The sequence below is a fragment of the Martelella sp. UBA3392 genome (genome assembly GCF_002358775.1).
Lineage (GTDB): Bacteria > Pseudomonadota > Alphaproteobacteria > Rhizobiales > Rhizobiaceae > Martelella > Martelella mediterranea.
This window is the reverse complement of sequence record NZ_DEPM01000013.1, coordinates 3,379-22,308: the sequence shown is the minus strand read 5'-3', so window position 1 is coordinate 22,308 and position 18,930 is coordinate 3,379. Positions and strand designations below refer to the sequence as shown.

Below are 18,930 nucleotides of genomic sequence, written 5' to 3'. Positions count from 1 at the left end.
GAGCCGATGCCGGAGCCGCCGGCATGGACCAGTATCGTCTCGCCCGGCTGGAGCTTGGCATTGTCGAACAGCATATGCTCAACGGTGCCAAAGGTGACGGGCGCAAGGGCCGCCCCGATCGCGTCCACGCCGGGGGGTGCTGCCACGAGCTGGCGGGCGGGGATGTTGATTTTTTCCTGCGCGAAGCCGTCGAGATGAAAGCCGTGGACGCCGCCGACATGTTCGCACAGATTGTCGCGGCCCTCGCGACAGGCCTTGCAACGGCCGCAGATGCGCGCGCCATAGATCGCCACCAGATCGCCGGGCAGCACGTTCGATACCCCTGCGCCGATCGCCTCGACCACGCCGGAGGCTTCCGCGCCGATCGTCAGCGGCAGCTTGCGCTTGGCGAACGCCATGCCGCGCCAGCCCCAGACATCGATATGGTTGAGCGCGACCGCCTTCAATCGCAGCGTCACCTCGCCAGGCGCTGGCGCGCCCGGCTCTGCCACGTCGCGCAATTCGATCTTGCGGTCATCGGTCAGCTGCAAGGCGCGCATGGGTCATTCCTTCATATTCAATATGTTAGAGCTACTAACTAAACTAGACTGTCAAAAGAACAGGCTCACGCCGGCTCTCGCGTCATCACCAGGCAGGCATTCTGGCCGCCGAATCCGAACGAATTGGACAATACAGACGCGACATTCGCCGAACGCTTCACATTCGGCACCACATCGAGCTCGATCGCCGGATCCGGATTGACGTGGTTGATGGTCGGCGGCAACACCCCGGTCTGCATCGACTGGAACGAGAACACCGCCTCCACCGCGCCGGCGGCCGTCAGCGTATGGCCGATCATCGACTTGTTGGACGACAGCGGGATGGACTTCAGCCGCTCGCCGAACACGGCGCTGAGCGAGGAATATTCCATCTTGTCGTTTTCCGGCGTCGAAGTGCCATGGGCGTTGATGTAATCGATGCCGTCGATATCGAGCCCGGCATCTTCCAGCGCCGCGCGGACCGTCGCGATCGCCGGTGCGCCATCGGGCGAGGACCGGGTGCGATGGAAATGGTCGGCCTTTTCGCCGCAACCGCGCACGATGCCGTAAACCTTCGCCCCGCGGGCGACGGCGGAGGCGAGCGATTCGAGGATCAGCGTTGCCGCGCCCTCGGCGATCACGAAGCCGTCGCGATCCTTGCTGAAGGGCTTGGAGGCCTTCTCCGGCGGGTCGTTCTGGGTGGAAAGCGCCGACAGCAGCGAGAACCGCACCAGCGATTCGGCGCTGACGGAACCGTCGGTGGCAACCGTCATGGCACGCTCCGTGCGGCCCTGGCGGATCGCCTCGACGCCCAGCTGGATTGCGGTCGCGCCCGAGGCGCAGGCCGTCGACGTCGTTACCGGCAGGCCCCGTGTGCCGAACTTGTCGGCGATCCGCTCCGAGATCGAACCGAATAGCACGGCTTCGTGAAAGGCAGGATCGCCCTTTTCGCGCATGGCTGCGAGAAAGCGGACATAGGCGTCATTGTCTTCCACCGGCGGACCGGAGCGATCGGTCAGCGCGAAACGCATCGACCATTCGGGCTCCACCGGCGGAGCCGCCAGAAACAGCGGCGCATCGAAATCGCCGGAAAGGCCGGCTGCGGCAAGCGCCTCCTCGATGGTCGCCTCGGCGAACGCATAGGACCGGGAAACGGCATTGTCTTCCGACGGAATGAAATCCACCGTGCCGGCGATGCGGGTGGAAAGATGCTCGGTCGGGAACCGCGAGATCTGATGGATCCCCGACACGCCTTCCGTCAGCTTCTTCCAGTTGTCCTCGAGGCCGCGACCGAGCGAGGTCACCACGCCCATGCCGGTTACGGCGACGAGCGGGCGACCGAGATGATCTGTATAGGCATTGCTCATCTGTCCGGTCCTTCCTTATTTCTCGGCCGAGAGCACGGCGACGCCCTCGCCGCGCTGATGGCCGACAGTGGTTACCGCGATCTTTTCCGCCGGGGCCGACATCGGCTGCTCGCCACCGGAATTGAAGACGGGAAGCACGGCCTGTTTGTCGAGCGCCAGTGCGGCGAGCGCGATCCCGAGCGTGAAAGTCGCTTCCATGGCGTGGCCGGTGACACCGGTATAACCGCGCAGCGGGGCTGACGGGAAATGCTCTTTCACGAAAGCGGCTTCGCGCATCGTGATGTCGGTCAGGCCGGTCGCGCCGGAAAGAATCGCTTCATTGCCGGCGCCGGTAAACCCGGCATCCTTGAACAGCCGCTCGAGCCGCTGTTCGAAACGGCCATCGTCACGCTTGCCGCGATCGCCTTCGACGCCGGAAAGCACCGCATAGATATGCGCGCCGCGGGCTTCGGCATGTTCGCGTGATTCCAGCACCACGAAGGCGCCGACCGTGCCCATGATCATGCCGCCGTCTTCATCCGCGGGCCGGTCCCAGAGCGGCGCCCAGTCCCCGCGCGAAAGCGCATGCACCGATTCCATCATCAGCAGGATGTCGCGGCGTTCGGCGACGAACGAGCCGCCCACCAGCGTATGGCTCGACTGGCCCGCCAGGATGCGCGCGTAAGCGGTTGCGACGGCGGAAATACCTGCCGCTTCCTCGCCCATGAAGGTGCGCGAGGAGCCGGCAACCTTGTGCACGATGGAAATATTGCCGGCAACCAGGTTGGCGAGCTGGGCCAGAAACAGCGTCGGACGCAGCTCGGTGGTCAGCTTCTCGTTCAGCAGGATCTCGCGATCATTGCGCTGGCGCGCCTCGTTGACGATCAGGCTGTCAACGGCGATATCGCGCTCGCCGCCGCCGGCCGCGACGATCATGTCCATCGTCGCGCAAAGCTCTTCGTTTTCCTTCATACCCGCGTCGTCGAGCGCGAGGCCTGCGGCATAGACGCCGAGCCGCTGCCAGTTTTCCATCTGGCGCTGGTCGCCGCGCTTGGGGATCTGGTCCTTCCAGTCGATTTCCGGCAGCGGATGCACCGGATAGGGCGCGCAGATGTCGGCGTCGATCCGGACTTCGGGCTGGCCGCCGGTGAGCATCGCGACATGCGGCTCGATGCCGACGCCGAAACTCGTGACCAGACCAATACCGGTAACGACCACATCATTGGAGGATTTCGCCATGTCAGGACCTCTCCGCGGCCTGCCCGGCGATTGCCGCAAACAGGCCGACTTCCTCGGCGCGCCGCTTCACGAGCGGCGCTAGTTCATTGTCATCGAACGACATCGTGCGGAATTTGAGCTGGGCGTTCGCGATCGGCTTTCCGCCGGACGCGATCTTCGCCTTGGTAACGGCAAAGCCCGAGCCCTCGTGCTCCAGTTGCGCTTCGATATCGAGCACCGCATTGGGCGCGACGAAGCCGCGCAGCTTGGCGCTGTCGACCATCATCAGGAACGGCATCGCCGTGCAATCATTGACGCCGAGCAGCAGCATGCCGGACGCCTGCGCCATGGTTTCGATCAAAAGCACCCCCGGAACGAGCGGCATGCCCGGAAAATGCCCCTCGAATACCGGGCTTTTCTCCGGAACCGTGGAACGCGCGACGATCGTCCCGGCGTTGATATCCGCCGACACGATCCGATCAATCATCTGGAAATATTCAAGCAGCATTGAATGCTTTCAGCCCCTGCATCAGTTCCGCAGCGAAGCCAGGCGGGCTGAGATGCCGGTCATAAAGCCGACCGCCCTTAAGACTGCTTTGCCGCTCTCAGCTCGTCGATCTTGGCGCAGAGATTCTTCAGAATGAAGTACTCGTCCGCGTCGACCTTGCCCTCGTTGACGTCCTGCGTCCACTTTTCGAGCGGGATCTTGATACCGAATTCCTTGTCGATCGCAAAGACGATATCGAGGAAATCGAGGCTGTCGATGCCGAGATCGTCGATCGTATTGCTTTCCGGCGTAATCTGGTCGCGGTCGATTTCGCTCGTTTCCGCGATGATATCGGCAACTTTATCAAATGTAGCGCTCACGCCTATTACCTCTTCATCTTTCAAGTGTGCCCTCCTCATAGGCAATGATTGGCGAAAAGCCAATGGCCACAGGTTGCACGAGGGCAATTTTTCGATTGTAACTCAGACGGCCGCCGAATGGCGACCCTTGCCGCGCCCAAGATAGGTATCGAAAACCGCAGCAACAGAGCGCGCGAACGGAAAAGCCTCATTTTTCAGCCGAAATCCAAACCGGTCATAGTCACAGACCTCCGGATTTTCGCGGGCATAGGCCTGGGCCTCGGCGATGATTTCGTCCGTTCCGGCATCGAATCGCGCTTTCAGCTCGCAGGCGGAAAAACCATAGGCGCACATGATTCTCTCGATCACGAAGGCGCGCGCGCGATCCTCCGGCTGAAGAGCAACGCCGCGAACCACCGCCAAATCGCCGCTTTCGACCATGCGTCGATATTCGCCGGTCGCCGGCATGTTCTGCCAAAAGCCCTCCGGCAACTGGCTGATCGACGAGGCGCCAAGACCGATCAGCGCGTCGGCGCTCTCGTCGGTATAGCCCTGGAAATTGCGCCGCAGCCTGCCGGTGCGGGCCGCCTTGGCAAGCGTGTCACCGGCAAGCGCGAAATGATCGATGCCAATCGACTCATAGCCGGCCTCGGCCAGCATCTCGGCCGCCAGCGACATCTGGCGGAAACGTTCCTCCGCATCCGGAAGCGCATCCTCGGGAATCAGCGCCTGGTGCTTCTTCATCCACGGCACATGGGCATAGCCGAACAGCGCGATCCTGTCGGGTTTCAGGCTGATGATATCGGCGACGGTCTTCGCCATCGTATCAAGCGTCTGATACGGCAGGCCGTAGAGCAGATCGCAATTGACGGATCTTACGCCGCGCTTGCGCATCGCCGCGATCACCTCCGCCGTCTGTTCGAAGGTCTGCAGACGGTTGATGGTCTTCTGCACCTTGGGATCGAAGTCCTGGACGCCGAGGCTTGCCCGCGTCACCCCGATTTCGGCCAGCGCATCGTAGCGCGCCTCGTCAAGATCGTTCGGATCCATCTCGACGCTGATCTCGGCATCCTCGGCGAACGTGAAGGCGGCCCGCAGCCAGCCCATCAGGCGATGCATGTCCTCGGGCTTCAGCATGGTCGGCGAGCCGCCGCCCCAATGCAGGCCGGTCACCACGACCTCGGGCGATACCATTTGACCCATGGTCTCGATTTCGCACTTCAGGCTTTCGAGATAAGCCGCAACGGGCTCATATTTGAGGGTGTGCTTGGTGTGACAGGCGCAAAACCAGCAAAGCCGGTCGCAATAGGGAACATGCACGTAAAGCGAGAGCGTCTGGCCGGCGCCAAGCGCCGCAATCCATTGTCTCGCAGTCGTCGGATCGACCCCATCATGGAAATGCGGGGCCGTCGGGTAGCTGGTGTAACGCGGAACCGGCTCCGAAAACCTGGCCAACAATTGTTGTTGCGACGTCATGACGCGCCCCTTCCTGACTGATTATGCGAACGGGATAGCCCCTCGGGGCGGTCGCAGCTTTGACTTTGATCAAGTTTGGTTGCAGAGTAGCTGTGTACGAACGAATGCAGTTGTGGCGGGCACGAAGACATATCGTTCGACATCGCAGAGTTGAATTCAGGTGGTTCCGCGCCACGGCGAATCGAGAACACGCTATGACCGACAACACCCATAGATCCTATGAGGGCGACGACGTTATTCCGCACGTATGCCGGGCGTGCGAGTCGCGGCATGGCGGCATCTGTTCTGTCCTGACGCACGAGCAACTGGTGCAGCTCAACAAGCATTCTTCGCGCCGGACGATCGAGGGCGGAGCGGAAGTTGTCGGGCAGGGCGAAAGCGTCGGCAGTTATTCCAACATCCTGCGCGGCGTGGTGAAGCTTTCCAAGATGATGGCCGATGGCCGCCAGCAGATCGTCGGCCTGCAGTTCGCGCCCGATTTCATGGGCCGCCCGTTTTCGCACGAGAGCGCGCTGACCGCCGAAGCGGCAACGGAAACGGAAATATGCGCCTTCCCGCGTGCCGCGCTGGAACGGATGATCGAGCAATCGCCTGAACTCGAGCACAAGCTTTACAACCAGTCGCTGAAGGAACTCGATGAAGCCCGCGACTGGATGCTCACGCTCGGCCGCAAGAGCGCGCGCGAAAAGGTCGCCTCGTTTCTGTATCTGATTGCCACCCATATCGACCCGCTTGCCGATGATGGCTTCTCCTTCGACCTGCCGCTGTCGCGCGCCGACATCGCCGATTTTCTCGGGCTGACCATCGAAACGGTCAGCCGCCAGATGACCAAACTGCGCAATGAGAAGATCATCATCGTCGAAAACAACCGCCATGTCAGCGTGCCGGATATCGACAGGCTGAGCGCTGCCGCCGGCAACGACTGATTCTCGATATCAGTCGCCGATCACCACCGTTACGTTTTCCAGCCCCATCGTCTGGGCGAGATCGAACAGCAGCGCCGCATTGTCCGGATGAAGCCGCACGCAGCCATGCGAGGCGGGACGGCCAAGCCGCGCCAGTTGGTCCGTGCCGTGGACGGCATAGCCGTGATGAAAGAAGATTGCATAGGGCATCGGCGCATTGTTGTATTTGCGCGAGCGGTGGTTCTTCGACAGCCATTCCGCGCCGTATATGCCGCGCGGCGTCGAATAGCCCCCTGCCCCGGTCGAGACCGGCCATTCATAGCGCTCATGGCCGCCAATGATGACCTTCATGGTCTGGGTCGTCAGGCTGACCGCCGCGACGACCTTGCCCGGTTCGAAAATCTCGTCGCCGGATTTGCGGGCGGCATTCGCGGCCGACGCCGCGCCAAGCAACACCAGTAACGCCAACAGTATTTTACGCATATCCACCCCCGACACACATATGTTTCTAATGAACGATATGTGCAGCGGGGATTGCTATCAACGCGATACTGATTTTAAGGTAAACACAACCGGCACAAGGCCGGACTGTTCCTGCGTCAGGGCGCGAGCGTGGCGGCGATCAGGTCGACGACCTTCTCCGCCTCGATGGTCATCGCCACCTTCTGCTCGGTCTTGTCGTCCCACGGGCTCGGGCCGAACGCCCCGCCGGAAGGCTTCTGCAAGGTCAGTCCGTCGGCGATGCCGCCGCAGACCACGCGCACGGAGCCCGACCGAACGCCGAAGAGCTCGGGCGCCACCACATAGGCGCAGGCGCAGCTGTCATGCACCACCATGCCGTCCTCGACCTGCTGGCTGTAGAAATCGATATAGGGATCGGAAATCCTTGCGAGCAGTTCCACCGCCGGGCCGCCGCGCAGGGCCAGATCCTTCATCATCGTGCGGGTCATGACGGTCTGGAGCGTGACGTCGAGGCCGATGATCACGACCTTCCACGGCGCGGTGAAAACGACATCGGCCGCCTCCGGGTCGCCGTGGATATTGGCTTCCGCCGCCGGCGTCACATTGCCGTTGGTGTCGAAGGCGCCGCCCATAACGACGACCTGCTTGACGAGGCCGGCGATTTCCGGATCGCGCGCCAGCGCCATGGCGAGGTTGGTCATGCGGCCGACGGCAACGATCTCGACCTCGCCGGGATGTTCGCGCACCGTGTCGATGATGAACTGGAAGGCCGGACGCGGATCGAGCGGCACGTCGTCGATCGTCTCCGGCACATCGATATCGCCGAGCCCGTTGACGCCATGCACGAATGTCGGCCACGAGGCCATCGGCCGGCCCGGATCGAACGTCACGTCCGCGCCGCGGGCGACCGGGGCCTTGATACCGAATTCGCGCTTCAGGAACTGCGCGTTGCGCGTGGTCGTGTCGGCGGAGGCATTGCCGAAAACAGAGGTTATGCCGAGAAGGTCGATATCGGGATGGCGCTCCAGGAAGAGCAGAGCCATGGCATCGTCAATACCGGGGTCCGTGTCGAAAATTACCTTGTGCATGAAAGCGCATCCTGTTCTCGGAAATATGGTAACGGCGTTTGCGCCGGATCGAGAAAGGCCCTACACGATCCGGAGAAAAAAGGAAACGCCGCAGGTCCGCGCGGCGATGGCCCTGCAAAGGATGTTTTCGTGTTTGAAGCCAGTATCGAACTGTTGCTGATCCTGTTCGCGGCCGCCTATATCGCGGGCTTCGTCGATTCGATCGCAGGCGGCGGCGGCCTCATCACCATACCTGTGCTGCTGATTTCCGGCGTGCCGCCGTTGCAGGCGCTCGGCACCAACAAGCTGCAGGGCATGTTCGGCGCGGCTTCCGCCACGATCGCCTATGCCCGCGCCGGTCGGGTGGAGCCAATGAAACAATGGCCGATGGCGCTGATCGCGATTGCCGGCGGCGCGCTCGGCGCGCTGGTCGCCACGCTGATTTCCGGCGATGCGCTGCGCGCGGCGCTCCCCTTCCTGCTGGTCGCGATCGGGCTCTATTTCGCGCTGCGCACCGGGCTGGACGACAGCGACCGCGAGAAGCGGCTCTCCACCCCGCTCTTCGCCGCGCTGGTCGTGCCCGCGATCGGCTTTTACGATGGTCTGTTCGGCCCCGGGACCGGATCGTTCTTCATGATCGCCTTCGTCACGCTCGGCGGCTTCGGCATGCTGAAGGCCACCGCCCACACCAAATTCCTCAACCTGTCGACCAATATCGGCGCTTTCGCGGTGTTCATGTTCGGCGGCGCGATCCTGTGGAAGGTCGGGCTGGTCATGGGCCTCGGCCAGTTTCTGGGCGCCCGCACCGGCTCCAATCTCGCCATGAAGAATGGCGCGAAAATCATCCGCCCGCTGCTGGTTCTGTCCTGCATGGCGATGGCCCTCAAAGTGTTCCTGGATGAGAAGAACCCGACCTATCAATGGCTTATGATGCAGTTTTAAGGTGAATCGGCAGGCCGGCGGCCATGAACACCACCTCCGCCGAGACCGCCGCGATGCGCTGGTTCAAAATACCGGCGGCATCGCGAAAGCGCCGCGCAAGCGCGTTGTCCGGCACGACCGAGAGCCCCACCTCGTTGCTGACCATGATCAGCCGGTAGGGACAGCGCGCGACGAAATCCGCAAGCCGCGCGCCTTCGGCCTCTATATCGCGCTCCGCCAGCAGCAGGTTGCTGAGCCACAGCGTCAGGCAGTCGAGCACCACCACCGGCTCATTCTCCCGCTCCAGCGCTTCGAGACATTCGACAAGCGCGAATGGCGTTTCATGGGTGATCCAGCCGCTGCCGCGATCGGCCTTGTGCCGCGCAATCCGCTCCGCCATCTCGGCGTCGTCCATGGCTTCTGCGGTCGCGATATAATGCAGGCTTCCACCATGTCGGCGGGCCAGCATTTCGGCATGACGGGACTTGCCGGAGCGCGCGCCGCCGAGAACGAGGCAGGCAGCGTTCATCCGGCCGCGCCCGCTCGGTTGTTTGGTCGGAAGGAGAATGCGCCGGCGGGCTGCAGTTTGGCGAAAGCGGACGATTCGTAGTTCATGGAGGCGTCCGCTGTGTTGATCGCCACGGTCACGATGACCGAACGGGGACCATCCCCGACTGCGGCCCTTGCCGGCACGCCGCGATGATAACGGCGACGGGCCGGCAGTGCAATAACCGTCGCCGGTCAGATCTTGTCGGCGACCTTTTCGGCGATATCCTCCGGTAGCCAGGCCTTCCAGACATCGGGATAATTGGCGAGGAAATGGCGGGCGCCCGCCTCGTTGCCGGCTTCTTCCTCATCCATCCAGGCCAGCACTTCGCTTACCGTGCCGTTGCTCCATGAGCGCGTGTTGAAATAGTTCATCAGTTCGGGGTTTTCATCGACGAAATCGCCCGAGATCAGTGTGTAAACGGCCGAGACCGGATAGGTGTTGAGCTTGGGGTTCGGGCAACCCGGCACGATGGTGCAATTGTCCCATTCCTCCTTGCTGAACTCGACACCGAAGCTGAGCTTGACCATCGGATGATTGCCGAGAAGGGCCGTTGGCGCCCAGTAATAGCCAAGCCACCCTTCCTTGTTCTCGAAGGCCTCGATGATCGATTCGTCGAGGGCGGCGGCGTCCTTCACATCGTGGAGCGCGAAGCCGGCCGCCTCCGCGTCGAGCGCGCGGAACAGGTTTTGGGTCGAGGCGCGACAGGCCCAGCCCTCGGGACAGTTGACCACCGCCGGCTCGCCGCCCTCCTCGGCCGGCATGAAAAGCTCCGGATGCTGCAAGGCCTGCTGAACGGTTGTCATGCCGGGATTGGCGTCGAGGATATATTTCGGCATCCACCAGCCCTGCACCCCGCCCTCGTTCAGCAGCGCCGCCCCGAAGGCGACGCGCTTGTCGGCAACGGCCTCCTCCAGCGCCGGCGACATGCTTTCGAACCAGAACTCCGGCACGATTTCAGGCTTGCCGTCTTTCGCGATCGAAGCGACGGCGCTGTTGGTGTCGCCTTCGACGAGCGACACCGTGCAGCCGTAGCCGGTTTCCATGATCAGCTTGTCGACCCAGGCCGCAAGCCCGGCCGAGGGCCAGTTCAACTCGGCGATCGTCAGATCGCGACAGTCGACATCAGCCGCCGCCGGGCCGGAAAACAGGGCAACGGCCGAGGCCAGTGACAGGGCGACGACATAGGGCTTCATTGTTGCTGTCTCCTCCGATAACCGCACGCGATAACGACATTGGACGGGCTTGCCGCCTCTAAAGGGTCCTACCGCCAAATTTGTTCAAGAATACGTCTGTCGCGCTAAAATAACAAACCGCAAGTCGCGGCATTTACGGTGAAATCAGACCGGTTTACGCCTTTATGCGGAAACGCTAACCAACCAGTAACGTTCTGCCGCTAGAACGGGTGTCAGCGGACGGTTGCGCGGCAAATGTCCTCCCGGCTTTATCAGTTTCGCGTTTCCGGGAGTGCCGTTTCAGGTATTGCGTATGCAACCGCCGCGTCGAGCCGAGCTTCGGCTCTAGATTTTCTTCACCACCCAGGAATAGCTGTCGGTCACCACATGCAGCGGCGCCGTAAAGGCGCTGGTGAGCTGCTGGCGCGTCGGCACGATACCCATCAGCGCCGCCATCGACCCTCTTGTCAGGCGCTGAAGGCGGCCCGGCGCTTCGGACGGCGTCTCGGCATCCGTCGTTTCCGGCACGGAGGCGGGCAAGGGCAAGGTGGCATCCGGGTTTCGCCCGAGCGCGGCATTAACGAGTTCGCCCGGCTCCCGGCAGACGGCGATGATCGTCGGAAAACCGCTGTCCTCATAGGCCGAGAGCTTGTTTTCAATCTCGCTGTCGCAGGCCTGGACAGTGGCGTAGCGCGTTTCGGCCATATCGATATAGCTGCACTGGTTCAGGCTGTCATCACAGCCGAAAATCGTCATCGCAATCAACGCCGCCTGCATGATTCACCTCACTCGTTTCAGGGCTGAATACATCTTCCGCGCGAATGCGCCGCAAACAAGGCGGCAGAACGCGAGCGCCGCAAATTTGCGGCGCGGTTTGTGAGCGCTGGTGTTCGATAACAATGACGGCGGCCGACTCTAGGCTTCGGCGGCCGCCTCGTCACGTTGCTCCTTCAACAGTTGAAGGGCGACGACGCAGGCGTTCTGCACATGCAGAGACGCAATTCGCGCAGCTTCTTCCGCATCGCGCTTTTCCAGCGCGGCCGCAAGAGCGTCGATCTCGGCAAGGCTTTCGTCGATTCGCGCGGGATGCATCAGCGAGGTGGCGCGCAGGATGTTGATCCGGGAAAACAGGCTTTGCAGCACCTCGCGGGCGAGGTTGTTGCCGCAATTGCCGAGCATGATGTTGTAGAGCCGGCTCTTGGCTTCCAGCACCTCCGCCTTGTCGCCGGACAGGGCGTGCTCGCGAAGCGCCTCGGCGCCCTTCGAAAATTGCCGTATGGCTTCATCGGAGCCGTTGAGCGCGAATTCCCGCGCCGCGAAGCCTTCCAGCACCCCGCGCAGGGCGTATAGCTCCTTCGCCTCTTCCAGCGAAATGACGGCGACGACGGGGCCCTTGTGGGGAACGATCTCGAGCAGCTTTTCGGCTTCCAGCTTGCGCAGAGCTTCCCTCAGCGAGGTACGGCTGACGCCGAGTTCTTCGCAAAGCTCCCGCTCCACAAGGCGCGCTCCCGGCTTGTACCGGCCAGAGGTGATTGCCTGACGGACGGCGTTCTCAATCTGTCGACGCAAAGTGTCCGGTTGCAGCGCTGTCCCACGTGAGCTCATAAAGCCTTCCCGTATTACATTATGACTATCCGCCATTAACACGAAACACCGCTGCGCAACAAGCTTTCCGCCGCACACGCCACTCTCGCCCGTTGGCGAAAACGCTACTTCCCGGCGGCCTGATAGTCGGTCTCGCCGACCTCCTCCAGCCAGTCGGTCCTGCCGATCGAGATGGCGGTGTGCAGCAGATAGCTGTCGGCGGCCGCGCCGTGCCAGTGCCTTTCACCGGTAGCGATCCAGACCGTGTCTCCGGCCTTGAGCTCCTGTGCGGCCTCGCCTTCCTTGCAGACCCAGCCCTTGCCGGCGATGACGGTCAGAACCTGACCGGTTTCATGGGTATGCCAATAGGTGCGCGCACCGGGCGAAAAGAACACGTTGTTGATGACGACGCCATCGGTTGGCGGCATCACGGGATCGGCGTGAACCGTACCGGTGAAAGTATCGGATTTCACTTCCGATGGAGCGCCGGTCTGCCGGCCATGGAAAACCTTCATATCTTCAATCCTTCTCGTGGAGACGAACTTTGCCGGAAATATCGCCGATGGCATCGACGACGCGATTGCTGATGACATCGCCATAGCCGAGCGCGGTTGCAAGCCCGAAGCTTGCCATCGGCCCGGATGCGTTCAGCGAGGAAACGCCCAGTTCGTGCAGCAGGTCGCAATAAAGCAGCACGTCCTTGGTCATGAGCCTGGAGGTGAGCCCGCCCTCGAGATAATCACCGTCGACGATCTTTGGGAAGCGGTTCAGCGTGGCGAAGTTTACGCCGCTGCTGGCGTTCAGCACCTCGAGCAGGCGGTGGAGATCGAGACCGGCCTTCTTGCCGGCGACCATGACCTCTGCCGTGGCGGCCAGGCTGACGGCATTGAGAAAATTGTTCAACAGCTTGGCGGTGTGCCCCGCCCCGCTTTCGCCCATGACGATGACCTTCCTGGCGATCAGCGCGAAGACTGGCTCAAGCCGCGTAATCGCCTCCGCATCGCCGCCGACCATCAGCGTCAGCGCGGCCTTTTCAGCCGCCGCCGCGCCGCCGGAGATGCCGGCGTCGACATAGAAAGCCCCCTTCTCAGCAAATTTCGCCGCGATCCGCCGGGTGGAGGCGGCAGACGCGGTGCTCATGTCGGCGACGATCTGTCCAGGACGGACGTGGTCCAGCAAGCCGCCCTCGCCTTCGACGACCTTCTCGATCACCGTGCTGTCGGGCAGGGAAAGGAAAACGAGGTCGGCCTGTTCCATGATCTCGCTGGCAGAGGAGGCCCGCGTCGCGCCGAAACGGTCGGCAGCGGTCTCGTCCATATCGAACCCCAGCACCTTGACCCCGCCCGCCACGATGCAGCGGGTCATCCGCCCGCCCATGTTTCCAAGTCCGATGAACCCTACCGTATCGATTGCCATAATCTAGCGCCCCTTGCTGAACCTACCGTTTTCATTCTGCGCGACGACCGCACCGGCCATCGTTCCGTGCCGATGAAAGAGTGACGCGAAGACTTATTCCGCCGCGCCGTCCTGCTTTTCCTGCTCCGCGGACCACTCCTTCAAGACGGCGCTTGCGGTTCTGAAGGCTGAGAGTGCCGCCGGCGCGCCGCAATAGACCATGGCCTGCAACAGCACCGCCTGGATTTCCTTCGGCGTAACGCCGTTGTTGAGCGCGCCCCGGACGTGAACGGCCAATTCATGATGCTGGTTCATCGCGGTCAGCATCGCAAGGTTCAGCATGCTGCGGGTGCGGAACGGCAGCGTTTCATCGCCCCAGACCTCGCCCCAGCAGTATTCGGTCACCAGCCTCTGCGCGGGGCGGTTGAAGGAATCTGCATTTTCCCAGGACTTTTCGACATGCGGGGCACCCAGCACCGCCTTGCGGTTCCGGAACCCCTTTTCAAACATTTTGCTTTCACTCGGCATGATATCCATTCTCCCCCGCTCCGCGCGGTCGTCCAATTCCCAAACCCACAAGGGCAATCGTCACCGCCCCGCCTCGTCTACCGTCGATATAACGCCGGGCGTCGTCCTTCATTGCGCGTCTTCCGAAAGGAGGCGGTACATCTCGGTGTGATCGGCCGTCGGCGAAACCCCTTCGGCAACCCGGTGCCAGGTATCGACGCCATAGGCGCCGAAGCTCAGTGTGTAGCCGACCGATTCCGCAAGCTTGCCCGCGATCGAAAGGTCCTTGTCCATCAGCTTCAGCGAGAAGCCGGAGCCAAACGTACCTGACAGCATGAACTGCTTGACCTTGTTTTCCGACGTATTGCTGCGGCCGCTCGAGGCATTCAGCACATCGGTCATGACGTCTTCGGCGATGCCGAACCGTTTTGCGACATGCAGCGCCTCGACCGTGATCATCAGCCCGCAGGCCGAGACCAGATTGTTGAGCGCCTTGGCGGCATGACCGGCGCCGGCAGGCCCGATGAACAGGATCGATTGGCCCATGGTTTCCAGGAGCGGCCGCGCGGCATCCATCTGCGCCTGCTCCCCACCCACAAGAATTGCCAGCGTGCCGTTTTCGGCCCGCTTGACGCCGCCGGAAACCGGCGCGTCGAGATAATGAAGCCCGCGTCCGGCAAGCGTCTCCGCAAGCTCACGCGAACGCACCGGTTCCGAAGAACTCATGTCGATCACCAGGGCGCCAGACGTCAACCGATCGGCCCAGCCCTCATCCAGCAGAACGGATTCCACGATGGATGAGTTCGGGAGCATGGTGATCAGAACGTCGAGGTCTTTCGCTGCGGTCTCCGTCAACGGCGCGGCGGAGAGTTTCGCGCAAATCTCCTCAACGCGCGCCGGGTCCGCATCCGCGACATACAGCGCGTGACCGGCTCCCGCGATGCGTGCGCACATCGGCGCGCCCATCATGCCAAGTCCGATGAAACCGACTTTTTGTACGCTCATGACTTGGCCGCCTCGCGTTTCAAGGACCAGAATTCCATTCCCGATACGCCCTCCCTGGCGATGATTTACCTCAATGCCGAAAAGTCGGTGGGCGCGAGAAAGCTGTTTTCGACCCGCGCGACGATCGGCGCCTCGCGTTCGGATTCGGCACGCGCGGCGATCCAGTCGGCATCCGCCTGGAATGCATTCCAGCGCTTTTCTCGCTCGGCCATGCTGTCCCATTTCAACAGATAGGTCAGAGCATGGTTGTCGGGGCCGATAGTAGTCGTCCAGAAGCCGATCTGCTCGATGCCGTATTTGTCAAAAAAGCCCAGCGTCGTTGACCGGAAACGCTCGAGAAGCGCCGGCAGGCGACCCGGCGCGCAATAGTAAATCCGGAGCTCCACAATCATTCGAGATTTCCTTCTCTTGGTTGGTTTGAGTCTATTTTTGCTATGATATTATGTCAATAATACAATCACTGATTTCGCGGTTAAGTCGGCGCATTTCACAGACTGAAACTAGCTGCCCGGTAGACGCTCATCCTCATCGAGCCTGACAGCGAAACTGGCCGTTTGCTCGCTGAATGCCGGATAGCGGTTCATCACCTCGGGATCGTGCCCGGGCACGATATGGCTGTCCCTGCCCGCCAGCTCCTTCAGCCGCTGATAGCCCACCACGGTGTCGGAAACGCTGTCGCAGGTCGGAAACACCCGGCCGGTCTGGAAATGCTGGTAAAGATGGCTGGCATCGGATGCGAGCACCACGGGACCGCGTTTGGTCTCCACCCGCACGCATTGCAGGCCACGGGAGTGGCCGCCGATGTGATGGACCGTCACGCCCGGGAAAAGCTCGCGATCGCCCAGGCAGAACGAAACCTTGCCGGCATAGGTGCGCCGAACCATGCCGACGACATCGTCAACCTCGTAGGGGTGGTTGAGAAAATGATGGCACATGCAGGGGCCGGTGGCGTAGCGCATCTCGCTTTCCTGCATGTAGAAGCAGGCATTCGGGAACAGGTCGTTATTCCCGGCGTGGTCGTAATGCATATGCGTGGTGATCACATGCTCGACGGCGTTGAAATCCACGCCGACGGCCGAGAGAGCCGTATGGACCGGCGTGATGAGTTCGCGGCCGCGCCTTGTGCCCGATTGCGGATTGAAACCGGTATCGACCACGATGGTGCGCGCCGCGTTGCGGATCACCCAGACGTAATAATCGATCGGCATCGAGTGGTCGTGGGCATCGCCACCAATGAAGTTCTGCGACGCCGGACGGTCGTTGCGGGCGTATTTCAAGGCCAGGATTTCATATCTGTCGGTCATGCTGCTCTCGCTTCAACGATTCATTTTGCCCGCGCGGGAAAGCGCGTCCGGCGATCACCCGACCGCCGGACGCAGACTACTACTTCTTCGGCCAGCTCGGCTGCGAAAGCGCCAGATCTTCCGGGAACACAGTCACCGGAACACCATCCTGCCACTGGATGATGGTCAGGCTCGCGCCCTCGCGCCGTCCCTTTTCGTCAAAGCTCAGCGTGCCGCCCGGATAGTATTCGGCCGGTCCCGCATCGAGTTCGCGCAACGCATCGCCCAGCGCGGCGCGATCGCGGCTGCAGCTCTTTTCCAGCGCGTCCTTGAACAGCCAGATGTCGCCATAGGTCGAAACGGCGTTCTGGGTCATCCAGGGCTCGCCATAGACGGTGTTCAGCCGTTCGATCAGCGCCTCCTGGCCCTTGGTGCCCCAGTTGGCGACGGCGGACATCACGCCTTCAAGCATTTCCGGCGGCATGGTGTTCAGAACCTCCGGCTCGGCAATCGCGATGCCGAAGGAGATCACCGGCACCTGAACCCGGAATTCCTTCATCTTCTCCAGGATCAGCTTGCTGTCCGAAATCACCGTCGGCAGGAAGAACAGGAGGTCCGGCCTTTTCTGGCGAACCTGCTGGACAAGCGAGGTGGCGTCGGCAAGCGGCGGCGTGAATACTTCCTCCAGCACCACTTCAAGGCCGACATCGTCCAGCAGACCATTGGTCATGCGCTCGACCGAGGACAGCGACGCGGCGGTGTTATCGGTGATGATTGCAACCGTTTCCGGCCGTTTGCCGGTCTGTTCCTCGGCAAGGTCGAGAATGATCGGCAGGGCAAGCTGCGCCTGCACGCCGGCCGTGGCCGAGGTCTGGAACACGTTCTTGAAACCGCGATCGGTGATCAGGTCGGAATAGGACAGCGTCAGCATCGGCAGGTTGGCCCGCTCCGTCACCTCGGTCACGGCCAGCGTGAACGAGCTGAGGTAGGCGCCCGTGCCGCCCACCAGCTCCGGGTACTCGGCAACCATGCGCTGGGCGGCATTCGTGGCCTTCTCGACGGTATCGCCGGAATCGATTACAACAAGCTCCAGCGGCGCGCCGTTCATGCAGGAAATGCCGCCGGCGTCATTGACGTCCTGCACGGCGAGCTCCGCGCCCATTTTCATCACCGTGCCGGGACGGGCGTAGATGCCCGATGTCGGCGCGATCAGACCGATCTGGATCGGCTTTTCCTGCGCCAGCGCGGGGATGCCGGCCATCGCGGCGGTGCTCGCCGCGAGCGCAAATGCGAGACTTCTCTTCAATTGATTGGTCATGTTTTCCTCCTCCTTTGTTCAATTCTGCTTACATTCCAAGATAGGCCTGGCGGATGCGGTCATCGGCCATCAGCGTGTCGCCGTCTCCTTCCAGAACGATGCGACCGGTTTCGAGCACGTAACCGCGATCGGCAAACTGCAGCGCCTCCGCCACGCGCTGCTCGACCAGCAGGATGGCAAGGCCGAGATCCCGCCTGATCTCCATCAGCTTCTCGAACACGAAATCGGCGATCGACGGGGCAAGCCCCATGGACGGCTCGTCGAGCATGATCAGCTTCGGCGAGGACGCCAGACCGCGACCGATGGCGAGCATCTGCTGCTGGCCGCCGGACAGCGTGCCGGCATACTGCCCGGCGCGCTCCTTCAGCACGGGAAACCAGGTGTAGATCCGTTCCAGGTTCGTCGCCCATTCGTCCCGTCCGGCCTTGGGCACCGCGCCCATTTCGAGATTTTCCAGGACGGTCATCGACGGAAATACCTGCCGGCCTTCCGGGACATGGGCGATGCCGAGATGCGGTCGCCGCGACGGTTCGAGGCTGGAAATATCCTCGCCCTCGAAACTCAGCCGGCCGCTTATGGGCTTCAACGTGCCCGAAATCGCCTTGAACAGCGTCGTCTTGCCAGCGCCGTTCGGCCCGACGACGGAGATGAACTGGCCGGCGTCGATGCTGATCGAGACATCATGCAGCACCGGAACGCTCGCGGAATAGCCGACGGTGAGATTTTCAATCTTCAGCATGGGCGCTCCACTTCTTGCCAAGATAGGCCTCGATGACATGAGGGTTCTTGGTGACCTCTTCCGGAGCCCCCTCCATGATGACTTGACCGTGGTCGAGGACCAGAAAGCGGTCGACCAGTTGCACCATGGCCTGCATCGTGTGTTCGATGATCGCCACCGTCATGCCGCTCGCCGACAGCCGCCGGATCACCGCCACCACTTCCGCGGCCTCGTCGCGGCCGAGGCCGGCGAGCGTTTCATCGAGAAGCAGCGTGTGCGGCTTGCCGGCAAGGGCCCGCGCCAGTTCCATCAGGCGCAGTTCCTTGGTGGTGAGTTCGCCGGCGAGCTGTTCCGCGATCGCCGACAGCCCGACCTGGCGCAGAGCATCGTCGGCAACCTCAGCCGCCTCGGCCTCGCTCCCGGCCCGCACATAGGCCCCGGTTCGGACATTGTCGCGCACGCTCATGCGCGTGAACGGACGCATGATCTGGAATGTGCGGCCGACCCCTGCCCGGCACAGCACATGCGGCTTGCTGCGCGCCATGTCCTTGCCATTGACGAAGACCTGGCCGGATGTCGGCGTCTGGAAACCGTTGAGGAGATTGAAAAGCGTGGTCTTGCCGGCGCCGTTCGGGCCGA

23 protein-coding genes are annotated in these 18,930 nt (G+C 62.2%); 2 read left to right on the top strand and 21 right to left on the bottom strand.

Annotated features, from left to right (window positions below; genetic code table 11):
- The 6 genes from B4E36_RS01165 to hemN form a co-directional block, all read right to left on the bottom strand.
- Window positions 1-539, bottom strand: a 539-nt coding sequence (locus B4E36_RS01165) for an alcohol dehydrogenase catalytic domain-containing protein (protein WP_345899874.1), incomplete at its 3' end; no start/stop codon positions are given.
- Window positions 540-604: 65 nt separating this feature from the next.
- On the bottom strand, window positions 605-1,885 hold the full coding sequence (locus tag B4E36_RS01160) for a beta-ketoacyl-ACP synthase (protein ID WP_292056720.1): 1,281 nt from the start codon (window positions 1,883-1,885) through the stop codon (window positions 605-607).
- 15 nt (window positions 1,886-1,900) lie between these two features.
- Window positions 1,901-3,103, bottom strand: coding sequence for a beta-ketoacyl-ACP synthase (locus B4E36_RS01155; protein ID WP_292056718.1), 1,203 nt, complete (start codon window positions 3,101-3,103; stop codon window positions 1,901-1,903).
- A gap of 1 nt (window position 3,104) precedes the next feature.
- A complete protein-coding gene (locus B4E36_RS01150; protein WP_292056716.1) occupies window positions 3,105-3,590 on the bottom strand; it encodes a 3-hydroxyacyl-ACP dehydratase FabZ family protein in 486 nt (161 codons plus the stop codon).
- Window positions 3,591-3,667: 77 nt separating this feature from the next.
- Window positions 3,668-3,955, bottom strand: coding sequence for an acyl carrier protein (locus B4E36_RS01145; protein WP_085986543.1), 288 nt, complete (start codon window positions 3,953-3,955; stop codon window positions 3,668-3,670).
- Between the two features lie 96 nt (window positions 3,956-4,051).
- Window positions 4,052-5,404 carry an oxygen-independent coproporphyrinogen III oxidase gene (hemN, locus tag B4E36_RS01140; RefSeq protein ID WP_292056714.1) on the bottom strand — a complete coding sequence of 451 codons (1,353 nt, stop codon included), beginning with the start codon at window positions 5,402-5,404 and terminating at the stop codon, window positions 4,052-4,054.
- 194 nt (window positions 5,405-5,598) lie between these two features.
- Between hemN and B4E36_RS01135 the strand changes: the two genes are divergently transcribed.
- The gene (locus B4E36_RS01135; RefSeq protein WP_292056713.1) at window positions 5,599-6,330 is read left to right on the top strand and encodes a Crp/Fnr family transcriptional regulator; all 732 of its coding nucleotides are present in this window, start codon (window positions 5,599-5,601) and stop codon (window positions 6,328-6,330) included.
- A gap of 9 nt (window positions 6,331-6,339) precedes the next feature.
- Here the strand turns inward: B4E36_RS01135 and B4E36_RS01130 are convergent, their stop codons facing one another.
- Together B4E36_RS01130 and B4E36_RS01125 are read right to left on the bottom strand one after the other, a co-directional pair.
- Window positions 6,340-6,792 (bottom strand): L,D-transpeptidase, encoded by a 453-nt coding sequence (locus B4E36_RS01130; RefSeq protein ID WP_292056710.1) that lies wholly within the window; start codon window positions 6,790-6,792, stop codon window positions 6,340-6,342.
- Window positions 6,793-6,908: 116 nt separating this feature from the next.
- Window positions 6,909-7,859: a nucleoside hydrolase gene (locus B4E36_RS01125; protein WP_292056707.1), complete on the bottom strand. Its 951-nt coding sequence runs from the start codon at window positions 7,857-7,859 to the stop codon at window positions 6,909-6,911.
- A gap of 129 nt (window positions 7,860-7,988) precedes the next feature.
- Between B4E36_RS01125 and B4E36_RS01120 the strand changes: the two genes are divergently transcribed.
- Window positions 7,989-8,780 carry a TSUP family transporter gene (locus tag B4E36_RS01120; RefSeq protein WP_292056706.1) on the top strand — a complete coding sequence of 264 codons (792 nt, stop codon included), beginning with the start codon at window positions 7,989-7,991 and terminating at the stop codon, window positions 8,778-8,780.
- Here B4E36_RS01120 and cobU read toward each other — a convergent pair.
- From cobU to B4E36_RS01055, 13 genes are all read right to left on the bottom strand, one after another.
- Window positions 8,764-9,288 (bottom strand): bifunctional adenosylcobinamide kinase/adenosylcobinamide-phosphate guanylyltransferase, encoded by a 525-nt coding sequence (gene cobU, locus B4E36_RS01115; protein WP_292056705.1) that lies wholly within the window; start codon window positions 9,286-9,288, stop codon window positions 8,764-8,766. The genes B4E36_RS01120 and cobU overlap by 17 nt on opposite strands.
- A 212-nt stretch (window positions 9,289-9,500) precedes the next feature.
- Window positions 9,501-10,502 (bottom strand): glycine betaine ABC transporter substrate-binding protein, encoded by a 1,002-nt coding sequence (locus B4E36_RS01110; protein WP_292056703.1) that lies wholly within the window; start codon window positions 10,500-10,502, stop codon window positions 9,501-9,503.
- Between the two features lie 324 nt (window positions 10,503-10,826).
- Complete coding sequence (locus B4E36_RS01105; RefSeq protein ID WP_292056701.1) at window positions 10,827-11,258, bottom strand: hypothetical protein; 432 nt, start codon at window positions 11,256-11,258, stop codon at window positions 10,827-10,829.
- Between the two features lie 138 nt (window positions 11,259-11,396).
- Window positions 11,397-12,086 carry a GntR family transcriptional regulator gene (locus B4E36_RS01100; protein WP_026173188.1) on the bottom strand — a complete coding sequence of 230 codons (690 nt, stop codon included), beginning with the start codon at window positions 12,084-12,086 and terminating at the stop codon, window positions 11,397-11,399.
- A gap of 104 nt (window positions 12,087-12,190) precedes the next feature.
- On the bottom strand, window positions 12,191-12,580 hold the full coding sequence (locus B4E36_RS01095) for a cupin domain-containing protein (RefSeq protein WP_292056699.1): 390 nt from the start codon (window positions 12,578-12,580) through the stop codon (window positions 12,191-12,193).
- 4 nt (window positions 12,581-12,584) lie between these two features.
- Entirely contained in the window at window positions 12,585-13,481 is an 897-nt protein-coding gene (locus B4E36_RS01090) for an NAD(P)-dependent oxidoreductase (RefSeq protein ID WP_292056696.1), read from the bottom strand.
- Between the two features lie 93 nt (window positions 13,482-13,574).
- Window positions 13,575-13,988, bottom strand: a complete 414-nt coding sequence (locus B4E36_RS01085) for a carboxymuconolactone decarboxylase family protein (RefSeq protein WP_292056694.1) — start codon at window positions 13,986-13,988, stop codon at window positions 13,575-13,577.
- Between the two features lie 108 nt (window positions 13,989-14,096).
- Entirely contained in the window at window positions 14,097-14,972 is an 876-nt protein-coding gene (locus B4E36_RS01080) for an NAD(P)-dependent oxidoreductase (protein WP_345899873.1), read from the bottom strand.
- Between the two features lie 65 nt (window positions 14,973-15,037).
- The gene (locus B4E36_RS01075) at window positions 15,038-15,364 is read right to left on the bottom strand and encodes an NIPSNAP family protein (RefSeq protein ID WP_018063103.1); all 327 of its coding nucleotides are present in this window, start codon (window positions 15,362-15,364) and stop codon (window positions 15,038-15,040) included.
- Between the two features lie 108 nt (window positions 15,365-15,472).
- Entirely contained in the window at window positions 15,473-16,276 is an 804-nt protein-coding gene (locus tag B4E36_RS01070) for an N-acyl homoserine lactonase family protein (protein ID WP_292056691.1), read from the bottom strand.
- A 79-nt stretch (window positions 16,277-16,355) separates the two neighbouring features.
- Complete coding sequence (locus B4E36_RS01065) at window positions 16,356-17,573, bottom strand: ABC transporter substrate-binding protein (protein ID WP_292056690.1); 1,218 nt, start codon at window positions 17,571-17,573, stop codon at window positions 16,356-16,358.
- 28 nt (window positions 17,574-17,601) lie between these two features.
- Window positions 17,602-18,312 carry an ABC transporter ATP-binding protein gene (locus B4E36_RS01060; protein ID WP_292056688.1) on the bottom strand — a complete coding sequence of 237 codons (711 nt, stop codon included), beginning with the start codon at window positions 18,310-18,312 and terminating at the stop codon, window positions 17,602-17,604.
- Window positions 18,299-18,930 (bottom strand): ABC transporter ATP-binding protein (locus B4E36_RS01055; RefSeq protein WP_345899872.1); only part of this gene is annotated, 632 nt, incomplete at its 5' end. The genes B4E36_RS01060 and B4E36_RS01055, both read right to left, overlap by 14 nt.